This is a genomic window from Scandinavium tedordense, from assembly GCF_024764965.1.
In the GTDB taxonomy this organism is placed as follows: Bacteria; Pseudomonadota; Gammaproteobacteria; order Enterobacterales; family Enterobacteriaceae; genus Scandinavium; species Scandinavium tedordense.
Map to the genome: position 1 here is coordinate 1 of NZ_JALIGG010000051.1, position 11,513 is coordinate 11,513.

10 protein-coding genes and 1 pseudogene are annotated in these 11,513 nt (G+C 52.4%); all 11 read right to left on the bottom strand.

Annotated elements, in window-relative coordinates; all coding sequences use genetic code 11:
- Positions 1–127: 127 nt before the first annotated feature.
- Positions 128–700: pseudogene (locus MUU46_RS05195) on the bottom strand (contractile injection system protein, VgrG/Pvc8 family); the annotation flags it as partial.
- A 72-nt stretch (positions 701–772) separates the two neighbouring features.
- Entirely contained in the window at positions 773–1,192 is a 420-nt protein-coding gene (locus MUU46_RS05200) for a hypothetical protein (protein ID WP_258964997.1), read from the bottom strand.
- On the bottom strand, positions 1,182–1,889 hold the full coding sequence (locus tag MUU46_RS05205) for a hypothetical protein (protein WP_258964998.1): 708 nt from the start codon (positions 1,887–1,889) through the stop codon (positions 1,182–1,184). Before MUU46_RS05205 ends, MUU46_RS05200 begins: the two co-directional genes overlap by 11 nt.
- Positions 1,890–1,900: 11 nt before the next feature.
- Complete coding sequence (locus tag MUU46_RS05210) at positions 1,901–2,182, bottom strand: hypothetical protein (protein ID WP_258964999.1); 282 nt, start codon at positions 2,180–2,182, stop codon at positions 1,901–1,903.
- Between the two features lie 100 nt (positions 2,183–2,282).
- Complete coding sequence (gene tssH, locus MUU46_RS05215) at positions 2,283–4,913, bottom strand: type VI secretion system ATPase TssH (protein WP_258965000.1); 2,631 nt, start codon at positions 4,911–4,913, stop codon at positions 2,283–2,285.
- Between the two features lie 294 nt (positions 4,914–5,207).
- On the bottom strand, positions 5,208–5,699 hold the full coding sequence (locus MUU46_RS05220; protein WP_110511729.1) for an Hcp family type VI secretion system effector: 492 nt from the start codon (positions 5,697–5,699) through the stop codon (positions 5,208–5,210).
- A 19-nt stretch (positions 5,700–5,718) separates the two neighbouring features.
- Positions 5,719–7,419 carry an OmpA family protein gene (locus MUU46_RS05225; RefSeq protein WP_258965001.1) on the bottom strand — a complete coding sequence of 567 codons (1,701 nt, stop codon included), beginning with the start codon at positions 7,417–7,419 and terminating at the stop codon, positions 5,719–5,721.
- Between the two features lie 3 nt (positions 7,420–7,422).
- On the bottom strand, positions 7,423–8,076 hold the full coding sequence (tssL, locus tag MUU46_RS05230) for a type VI secretion system protein TssL, short form (protein WP_258965002.1): 654 nt from the start codon (positions 8,074–8,076) through the stop codon (positions 7,423–7,425).
- Complete coding sequence (gene tssK, locus MUU46_RS05235; RefSeq protein WP_159752518.1) at positions 8,073–9,410, bottom strand: type VI secretion system baseplate subunit TssK; 1,338 nt, start codon at positions 9,408–9,410, stop codon at positions 8,073–8,075. Before tssK ends, tssL begins: the two co-directional genes overlap by 4 nt.
- 15 nt (positions 9,411–9,425) lie before the next feature.
- On the bottom strand, positions 9,426–10,976 hold the full coding sequence (gene tssC / locus MUU46_RS05240) for a type VI secretion system contractile sheath large subunit (RefSeq protein ID WP_258965003.1): 1,551 nt from the start codon (positions 10,974–10,976) through the stop codon (positions 9,426–9,428).
- 35 nt (positions 10,977–11,011) lie between these two features.
- Entirely contained in the window at positions 11,012–11,509 is a 498-nt protein-coding gene (tssB, locus tag MUU46_RS05245) for a type VI secretion system contractile sheath small subunit (RefSeq protein WP_258965004.1), read from the bottom strand.
- Between the last annotated feature and the right edge of the window lie 4 nt (positions 11,510–11,513).

Genomic DNA, 11,513 nt, shown 5'->3' on the forward strand with positions numbered 1-11,513 from the left:
TTTGGCCATGGTGCGTGCGCTGAACAAAATGACGAAGGCAGGTATGCCAGAAAGTGTACGTATCGGCTGAGAGCCGGAGCTGTTACAGGGGAAACTCGCCTCAAATCTGATTTATTCAACAAAGCCGAGTGAAGAAGTAAAAAATCCCCACTTCTGACAACAGGCGTTGAATAAATGTCAGATCACTTTCCTGGTACTGGTTAATCTGTTCCCGTTTTGGATAATCATTCTTTAGAACAAATTCATATTCCCAGTCCTTCAGGCCGTGCTCCTGCAGCACCTCCTGTACCACTTCGGTCACAGTTTTGTTGATAAAGAAGCGGTGGGTGCGGAACTGTTTACCCAGTAATGACAAAAAAGGCTCAATAGTAATCTGGTACAAAGCCTGATCATTCGAGCCACGAATACGTTGAAATTTTGTAATTACACCATGCACCACTTTTTGATCAATCAACTCAGCCAGCACACCCGTTCCCATTGTTAACGTTGCGGGCTTACTGAGTATCTGAGTAGAACTAAGACCTTGATCTAAACTCGTGAAGTGTACGACATACCGATACAATGAACTCATACATTCATTGCCACTAAAGTCTTCGACATCCAGAGTTGAATCACACGTTGGAATACTTAACCGGTAACGATTAAGAGTCTTCTCTAACATGTCGCCAATTGCCGTTCCAAAATTATTTGTTAAGCTCATCGCTTTTCCCTTTTTGACTTTAATTCAGTAGCATTCGTCAAGTGGCATGAAGTTCAGGATTTGATATCCAGTTCAGGATGAAACCTTCGTCAATATTATTGTGTCATTTTCACTGCCGTACGAAATAGTAAACATGTCTCCGCCTCCGTCGGTGCGAAACCAATACTCTTCACGTTCACCATCCTCAACAGAGCCAAGTTCAGACAAGTAATAACCTAACTTTTCGAGATAGACCTTTATAATTTCAACATCACCATCTAAGTATACTATTGAACTCCTTTCCATTAGCCCATCTTGAGGCGCATCATAGGTAAAATAATAAGAACTGGAAATTCTAGGGGCCTTTTTTATACTTACATCAGTGTAAGTATAATAACTATATGTATCATTCTCGTGGTAATCAGCATGATCAGCCCATGGAATGAGAGCTAATATAATGCATTGAATAACAATAACTCCGAAGAGAATGAAAACGATCTTCCTAAGGCTCATATTTCCCCCCACTGAAAAAGGAAAAGTAAGTCCCATCATCAGAAATAACGCTGACTTTACCTGAATCAAAATCTTTGAAGGGTTGAACCACTTTCATAAAACTTGGTAACTCACCATTTACAGGCTTTTTTATGTCTGATTTTTCATCAGGTTCTGGAAACAATAACGGTAAAAAACCTTTATTCTTATAGTTTCCTATTGGGCCATAATGGTCCCATCGTTTTAATGCATCTTTCTTACTGACCAGTTTTAGACGTTCCTGATATTTCCCTGGGTATAACACTCTATAATACCCTAAAAGATCTGAGGTAAGGTCCTCGCCACTAAACCCACTATCAGTATGCCAACTAAAAAACCATTGAGATTGGTAGTTTTCGAATTTCGCCGCACAGGCAAACATCATTGAGAGCGCAATACTATGAATCTCATCTATTGAGAGACCTTTTTTTATTTGCCAGCGGATAAATTTTCCCGTGCCAATTTTCTTTCCTAGAGCATACATCTTTTGGCCATATTCAATAATATAATATGCTCCGGAACTATTTTCCCCTTGTATAATATCTTCGCGCAATTTCCTTATGTCATCGCCTTGAGCATGTCCCAGATCTATCCACCCTAAGATTTCACTATAAACAAGACCATGATTCTTGGAACTCGTCCACTCACTTGGTTCAAGTATATCGCTGCGCTTGCCCATTCACACCCCATTTATATACAAGATAAAATTAATCCGAGTGAGATCAATGCAAATGATAAAAACATCATTTTTACATTCTTTGATAATAAACACGGAATCTGTGCTGTCATCAGGATAAATAACAAAAACAGCTTAGTAAGCTGCCGATTATCGGCATGATCCTCAATCAGTTCCGATGATATCCCAGGTTGTACCTCTGACACCCAGTCGTATTTTCCGCCAACAAGGAAAAGTATCATTAACACACATGCTGTACCGATTAAAAAAAACATAAGGCATGTGATTTTATTCATATAAATCCCTGAAATGACAATTTGATAAGAAGTTGGCGGCGATAAAAAATGTGATGTAAAAGAAAATAAACGCTATTTTATCATCACTTACTTACACCGGTTATTCAAACTCCAGCACAATCCCCGCCTCTTCGCTCCACCCTAATGTCAGCGACTTCGGTTTCTGTTTCGCAGCCATGTGAGTCAGCAACTGCTGACTCAGCACCGGCAGAATTTGCTGATTGAGCAGGCTGTCGACGTTACGCGCCCCGGTATCCGGCAGCAGGCAGGCAGAGGTCAGCGCATCAAATAGGCTTTCATCGATATCGGTGGTCAGACCGTAATGGCGATGCAGGCGCTTGCTGACCTGGTCCAGTTTCATCTGCACGATGGTACGCATCGCGGGCTCATTCAGCGGACGGTAAATCACGGTCTGGAAACGGGCCAGCAGTGCCGGCTGGAAGTGGTCGCGCAGAATGGGGCGCAGCAGTTCGTGCAGGTCGCCTTCGCTGGCGTCCGGCTGTTCATCCAGTAGCTGCATAATGTGGTCGCTGCCGAGGTTCGCGGTCATCAAAATCACGGTGTTGCGGAAGTCAATTTCGCGCCCCTCACCGTCGCGCATGAAGCCGCGGTCGAACACCTGATAGAACAGGTTCATCACGTCGCGGTGGGCTTTTTCGACCTCATCCAACAGCACCACGCTGTACGGGCGTTTGCGTACCGCTTCGGTCAGAATGCCGCCCTGGCCGTAACCGACGTAGCCCGGAGGTGAGCCCTTCAACTGAGATACGGTATGCGGTTCCTGGTATTCCGACAGGTTGATGGTAATGAGGGATTTCTCACCGCCGTACAGCACGTCCGCGAGGGTCAGTGCAGTTTCGGTTTTTCCGGTGCCGCTCGGGCCGACCAGCAGGAATACGCCCTGGGGACCGTTTTCAGAAGTGAGTCCTGTTTTGGCCGCGCGCAGACGCTGGGCAATGGCGTTAAGCGCCACGTCCTGCCCGACCACGCGTTTGCCGATTTCCCCTTCCAGGTTCAGCAGTTCAGTCTGTTCGTCCTTCATCAGGCTAGAGAGCGGCACACCGGTCCAGTCGGCAATCACGTTGGCGACGGTGCGGGTGTCGACATCGACAGACAGCAAAGGCGTGTTTTGCTGCATGCCGGTCAGTTGCTGTTGCAGTTCGCGGGTCTCATGATGACGAGAGATATCCTTGCGGGTTTCCAGCAACTGTTCCGTTAACGACAACTCCTGGCCGTACTGCGTCTCGCGCTCGTCCAGTTCGACGAACAGACGGATTTCTTCCTGTTCAATCCCCGCCAGACGTTCGCCCTGACTGCTGCCCCCGACGGCGATATCTTCCAGTAGCGCCTGCTTCTCGATTTCCAGGGCGGTAATTTGCGCGCGCATACGCGTTAACGGCTCCGGCACGGTATCAAGGCTCATGCGCACACGGGCCGCGGCAGTATCGAGCAGGTCGACGGCTTTATCCGGCAATTGACGCCCGGTGAGGTAACGGCGGGAGAGCGTCACCGCCGCGCGTACCGCGTCGTCGGTAATGTGCACGTTGTGGTGTTCGGCATAGCGAGATTTAAGGCCGCGCATCATCAGACAGGCGGTCTCGTCATCCGGCTCGTCGACTTTCACCATCTGGAAACGGCGCTCTAATGCAGCATCGCGTTCAAAATACTGTTTGTACTCGCTCCAGGTTGTGGCGGCGATGGTGCGCAGTTCGCCGCGCGCCAATGCGGGTTTTAACAGGTTGGCCGCATCTGCGCCGCCCGCCTGGTTGCCCGCGCCTATAATGGTATGCGCTTCGTCGATAAACAGCAGCACCGGATTCGGCGACTGCTGCACCGCGTCTATCACGTTTTTCAGGCGCTGTTCGAATTCGCCTTTTACGCCTGCGCCAGCCTGCAAAAGACCGAGGTCGAGGGTGCGCAGGCTGACGGTTTTCAGCGATTCAGGCACGTTGCCTTCGGCAATGCGTAGCGCCAGGCCTTCCACGAGAGCTGTTTTCCCGACGCCAGGTTCGCCGACCAGAATGGGATTGTTTTTACGACGGCGGGAAAGGATATCGACCATCTGGCGAATTTCGGTGTCACGGCCAAACACCGGGTCGATTTGGCCTTCTTTCGCTTTGGCGGTGACGTCGAGAGTGAATTTATCCAGCGCGTTTTGCAGCGCCGGGTTGAGCTCACCTTCGCGAATTTCAACCCCCACTGGACGACCGACCATTTCGACATCGCCGCCCTGCTGGGAGAGTTCCGCTGCCTGCTGCATTTCCGGACGCTCGTCGGACTGCGCATCCAGCAACGGACGCAGACGTTCAAGTTGACTCTGGCCCAGGGTCAGCAGCGGCCACAGGCCATTACAGCATATCAGTTTGGGTTTACCGACCAGCGCCATCAGCAGATGGTGGCTTCGGATCTGTTCTTCGCCGGAAAGCGACGCTAACATCCACGCTTCCTGCATCAGGGTCTGAATGCTGTCGGACAGCTCCGGTCGCCCACGTACCGAACGCGGCAGCGTATCCAGCCAGCCGAGTAAATCCTGCCACAGGCCGTCCATATCCCATTCGTAGCGGCGCGCCAACACCGTCAGGTCACCTTCGCCCTGCTCCAGCTGTTTCAGCAACCAGTGCTCTGGCAAGATGGATGCGTGGGCGCGGGTCTGGCATAAGCTCGCTGCGCCTTCCATGGCACGAGCACAGTAAGGGTTCAGTCGGCGTAACAGGATGGCTGGATTTTCCATGAAATTTTCTCTTTATAAGTTCCCGGACACGCTACCGCCCTTCGCTGTTTCCTGTCGGTCAGGATCCTAAAGCGCATCAGGTCAGGCAGGCAGATTGTGATTTTGCTGAGCGCCCGGCTCGCAGACGCTCAGCAAAAAAACGGGCAAACTCGCTGCCCGTCCGAGTGGTTACTCTAAATAGTTCGTGCTGTGGGAAGGCGGCACGTTCGTGCATCCTCGGGAGCAGAGATAACTCTGTAACCGGGGTAAGCGAACGTAGCCAACGCCGCGACAGCACGAAATATGACGAGTAACTTAGGCAGTAGCGCGTTCGTTCCATGAATCGGAATGAATGATGTTGCCGTCTTTGTAGGTCCAGGTGATTTTTTCGTAACGCAGCTCGATCTCTTCGAGATGGTTGTGTTTCTCTTTGGCAGGATCTTTGATGTCGTGCATTTTCGGCGCGACTTTCACCAGCTTGACGTTTTCCAGTTTGGTGTTGAAATATTCCACTTCCTGGCCTGCGTCATTGATGCGATACCACTTGAACTCAGCTGTCTTTAGGGTTTGACCCGTAGTCACAGCCTTGTACAGATACGGGCTGGAGGAATCGATTTCTTTGGTGAACTTGAACGGGGTGTGAACGCGGGTTCCGGTCAGTTTGCCAGTGTTGTTGTCGGTCGGGATGTACAGGTTGTGATCCTGCGCAACCACTTCGATGCTGCCTTCACGCTCATATACGTCTACAGAGCCTTTAATGTCCGCACCACCGTCGTCTTTCAGCCACAGATAAACAGGAATAGCCATGAAATTACTCTCCATTGTGTTATGAAGCGTCATCATCCTGCGATGACGCTGGGGATTTGCCCAATACCTGACAGGCATTCGCCTGTGGTACCAGACTGATTTCGACACGACGGTTAGCCGCACGGCCTTCCGGCGTATCATTGGTGGCGACAGGGCGGCTTTCACCATAACCCTGCACCGCAAAACAGCTTTCCGGTACATCGCCGGTATCACGCATCCAGTTGCGCACCGCTTCAGCACGTTGCAGGGACAGCGTTTGGTTCAGTTGCGGCGTGCCGGTATTGTCGGTGTGCCCGCTGACTACAATCAGCCAGCCTGGCCTGGCCTTGATGCCGACCAGCGAATTCACCAGTATTTTGGTCGAACCGGATTTGAGGTCAGATTTGCCGGAATCGAACAGCGACATGCTGTCGAGGCGGACCGTTTTCGGACCCTGAACAATTTTTTTGATAACCGGCGGCGGCGGCGGTGGTGGTGCCCAGTTATTGATAGCCGCTCGCACGGGAGCAATCAGCCGCATACCTTGATACAACCCAAGGGTGTAACGCATCGGAGCCCCCTGGCGTTGCCAGTTATCCAGCAACCCGTTATCACTGCGCAGTTGTTCCTGAGCCTGAACTTTCGGGGCTGGAGGGTTGCCGCTCAAACGCTGGTAGAGCGCGAGATGATCGCTGACGTTCTGGATCAAACGCTGGTTGTTGATCCATGAGGCAAGCATCGCCAACAGTAAGAAGATCCCCACAGTGCCCCCTGCAACGCGCCAGGAAAGCATCAGGCGACTGATTCCATGGCGACGAGCCAAATGCGGCAGCAGCATATCCGGTAGCGGCGGCATTTCCGCTGTAGTGGCCGAACGGCTCTGCAACGTTGTCACCAGAGCGGTATGCTGTTGCCAGAGATTGTCGGGTAATGTCTCAAGGGGTCCGCTGCATACCGCCAACATGGAAGATGGCAGCGCTGGTGTATCGTGGTGACGTGTCTGCATGACGTCAGCCACATGAGGTTTAAGCCAGCGAAACAATGACTCCAACCACAGCGAGTTATCCAGTCGATGCGGGTACAAAGCGTCTGGCGCATAGGTACACCACGGCAGATAAGATTGTGCGACCCCGTTGTTTTCCTGAACCTGAATACCTTCACGATTGTTGGTGAGGAAATACCAGCGATATCGGTTTTCATCACTTTTCGCAGGCGCATTCACCCACAGGCAAGTCCATACGGGCGGGAGTCCAGCAAATGCCCGGCGTGAGTGCGCGATGGCCCGCTGCCACTGATGAAGCTCGCTACTGAATGCGACCTCTTCCTGCCTGCGCTCCGGAGCAACCGCCAGCAAAACCGAAATCTGGGCCACCAGCGCCGGGCGCCCGGACGCGACAGACTCTGCAATCTGCGCCAGTTGTTCCGGCTGACGCACTGGCAGATACCAGCCCTGACGCGTTTCACGGAAAGTTTCATTGGCAGAGAACAGCATGTCGCTATCACCGCAGACCAGCACCAGCGCTCCCTCAAAATCTTCCGGAGGCAACGCGATGTCCACCACGCTTTCTGCCGTATTTTGCATCTGACACCAGTAACGCCAGCCAACGCATCCCGACATCGCGAGGGCAACCATGCTCAGAAACAAGCGACTACCAAGGCCCAGCGGCCAGAATCCCCAGACGAGCCACAGCACCAGCGTCAAAGCCAGTAAAACAAGTAAGGGCTTACTCAGATTGCGCATGGATTACTCCGCGCCCGCAATGGCAGAAACCATCTGCTGCAAAGAAGCTGAAAGCAGAAACCATACCGCGCCAAGCAGCACGATGCCGGCGACCCACGACAGCCAATAAAACCGGCGACCGCTGCGTAATCTGCCAGCCCGGGCCACGATCGGAGCTTCTTCTGTCAGTGTGAAGGGCGGCACGCGCTGGCTGAGATTACGCACCACGTCTTCGCGGCGCTCATCCGCCTGTTGCCGATAGCGACCGACAAATCCCAGGGTCAATGCACGTGAAAAACAGGTAACCACCGCAATATCAGGTGAAGGCTCCTGAAGTACAGTACGGATCCGTTCCCACAGCTCTTCACCGGCATTCAGGGTGTTGAAGTACTTCGCCTGCAGCGGGTTTGTAAGCCAGGTGCTGTAACCATCATCCTGCTTGTCGCGATTCAGTACGCTTTCATCAAACAACGCGCACAGCGTATAGATCAGATGATCGATGCTGCTCTGCGGCATGCCCTGTTCTTCAAGCTCCGCCCGCCAGCGATCGATCCATTCGCAGGTGCGACGATAAAGCGCTTTTCCGTCAGTGATCTCCTGTCCATTTCGCAGCTGACTGACCATTAGCCAGCCGGGATAGAACATCTGATCGATGAAGGAAGTTGGATTGTTTTTCATGAGCGAAGCACCGCGTAGAGTTCGAGTTTGACGTCACCCAACGCTTCCGGGATATAGAACGCACAGTTTCCGGCGTCGAGCATTGCCTCAGCGGCCGGGCCGCTAAGATCGAGGGCGAAATACTGATTCTCAAGGCGCAGCGGAATCGCCGCAGGTACGTGCGACAGGGGTTTCAGTACGACGCCGTTCAGCGCGACATTCACCACATCGGCCACATCCTCAGCGCTCCCGGCTTTACACAACAGTGGGAACTGAGTTTGTAGCAGATGATTGGGGAGCGATGAACGGACGGAAAGGTAAAGGTCTGCCCCTTCACGTAGGCGAGCATCATGCATTGCACCTTTCCAGAATTGTCCGGTATGGACCAGATCGATGCTGATCACTCGCGACGGTAGACTGGCTTCCAGCAGAGTATCCAGAAGCGTAAATAGCGGCGGAAATACCTGCTCTGGTGCATCATGCTGATACGGAGGAATGTCATCGGGACTGTGGGTCAGTGAAAAAGTCAGCAAACTTCCCGCCAGACGAGATAGCTCGCGATAGTACAATTCCGGATGACGAGAGGGGGTCTGGAACAGTTCTGCCAGCACCGGTTCGGCACTGTTCAGGGCATTCAGTAGCCAGAACAGCGAAACGTCAGCCACCGCAAAGTCAGCCAGACGTTCGTTGCTCTCCCGGCGCATTTGCATCAAACGACGCCGACGCGCCTGCAAACGGTGCAGCAAATCGCTGAGATCCTGCGACAAACGCGGGCTGGCAGAAAACGACAGTGCGGGAGGGATAAAGCTCTCGTCCATTGCCCATTGGCCCTGCACATTACGTACCAGACGCGCCACCGGACAGGTCAGCCAGGCAGCATTTTCCTGATGGGCAAAACGCAGTGAAATGGCGTGACGTAAAATCGCCAGTTCCGTTTGCTCAAGCCCGGACAGCTCCTGGACGGTCACCCATTCCTGACGCCAGCGCTGCGGCCGCTCGCTGTTTTTGCCTACATCCAGATTCCCGCCGTTAGCGGAAAGCAGTGGCAGTGCCAGCACCACCTCAACACTTTCTCGCCCCTGAGCGTCGGTCAAGTCGCAGACCGCAGGCAGGGTATCGGCGACGCTCGTATCCACCAGCGTACCATCCGGGAAACGGACTACCAGACGCGTGGCATTGAGTCGAGAAAGCGCCAGTGCAGAATTATCAAATTCGGCATGCAACACGCCCCAGGTATGTGCCAGCGACATGGCAGCCACATTCTCTGTGTAATAAGCATCCCAACGAGACTGCTGCTGGAACTGCTGCGGGGCCAGCGTGGCCCCGTCAGTCCATAATGGACGATAGATTTTCATCCCTGGAATCCCACCTTACGCTTTCGCTTTCGGCATCTGGGAAACCAGCGACAAATTCACATCCATGCCTTCCACCTGGAAATGCGGCACGGCAAACAGCTTCACGCGGAAGAAGCCTGGGTTGTCTTCGATATCTTCGACCAACACCTTTGCGTCGCGCAGAGGGTGGGAAGCCTGCAACTCGTCGCCCGGATCGGTCATTTCGGTGACCAGACCGCGAACCCAAGTGTTGAGTTCCAGCTCCAGCAGACGGCGGTCTTTAGTGGTACCGATGTTTTCACGCTGAATCAGCTTTAGATAATGCGCGATGCGCGACAGCAGGAAGATGTACGGCAGACGGGAGTTGATACGGCTATTGGCCGTGGCATCTGCGGTGTCGTACAGCGCGGGTTTCTGCGTCGAGTTCGCCGAGAAGAAGCAGGCGTAATCGCGGTTTTTGTAGTACGACAGCGGGATGAAACCGAGGTTGGCGAATTCAAACTCGCGGGTTTCAGGGATCATCACCTCTGACGGTATTTTTACCTGATTACCGGTACCGAGATCATACAGATGGATCGGCAGGTCTTTCACTGCGCCACCGGCTTGCGGGCCACGGATCTGTACACACCATCCGTTATTGATGAAACTTTTCACCATGTTGGCGGCAAATGAGAACGAGGCATTGGTCCACAGATATTTATCGTGATCCGGGCCTTTCACTTCCTCGACATAGTTGAAGCTGCGCACCGGCACGGTGTCAGGCCCATACGGCAGACGGCCCAGAACGCGCGGCATGACAAGGCCGAGATAGCGGGAATCATCGGTGTCTCGGAAGGATTTCCACTTAATGTATTCAGCGCGGTCGAAGTAATTACCTATATCCTTGATAGCGGCCACCTCTTCCATTTTCTCTTTCAGGAAGAATGTCGGGCCAGCCGAACCGATAAATGGCATGTGCGCCGCGGCAGACACTTTGGAGATGTTACGCATCAGCGCCACGTCCTGCGCCGAGGCGTCGAATTCGTAGGCTGAAATCACTGCAGCAATAGGCTCCCCGCCTGGGGTGTCGTATTCCGCAATGTAGGTCTGCTTGTAAAGGCCGCTCTGGATGATTTCTGGGGCGTCTTCAAAGTCCTGGCGAAGCTCTTCTTTGGAAAGGTCGAGGATTTCCAGCTTCACGTTCTGGCGGAAGTCGGTTTTATCCACCAGCGATTTCAGGCCACGCCAGATGGACTCCACTTTCTGGAACTCGTCGTGGTGCATTACCTCATCGAGCTGGCGGCTGATCTGGAAATCCAGTTCCGCGATGTGATGGTCCAGCAGGGTTTTGTCCAGCTTCTCAACCTGTTGGCCGGATTTTTGCAGACACTGCATGAACACTTTAACCGCTGCGGTAACACGCGCGTCGGCAGAAGTTTCCGCCATGACCGCGTTATCATCGAAGCCGTTCAGATCGTCGATGGACGAAACGGGTTTTAAATTAATTTTGGAAAAAAGAGAGGCGTAAACACCGTCATTCGGCAGCGTCTTTTCTATCGTCGCTCCACCCGCAGATACCTGAGATTCATTATTGACTGACATAAGCATTTTTCTCGAAATTAGTCCGTTAACAGTTCCAGTAATTATTTCTGGCCCGGAGCGAGCGCATTCAACTCGTTACGCAGTTCATCGCTTAATGCGGGGTCTTTCAGGATGACTTGCAGTTCTTTCCGGAAAGTAACATTATCCAGAAGGTTGGATTTCAAATCGCGTAACAGGTTACGCATGGCCAGCATCGCTTTCAGCTGTGGAATTTGTCGGGCAATCTGCTCCGGCTCAAAGTCTTTCATGTCTTTAAATGCCAGCTTCACATTTTCTTCTGAATTATCTCCGGCGAGGATATTTTTCACAGTGAGACTGACTTCGGGATTAATATCCGCGAGGACGCTATTAAAATTGTTTTTATCAACGTTAATTTTTTCGCGCTCAGACAGCGCCCCCTCTGACTTACCGTTGCTGAAGTCACCCACGGCAAGTAACTTAAGCGGAAGCTCAACTTTCTTCTGCGCGCCACCGGTATGTAGCGAAAGTTGAATATTAACGCGGGCTTTTGGTATTTCAGCCTGGAATGAGTCTGCCATTTTA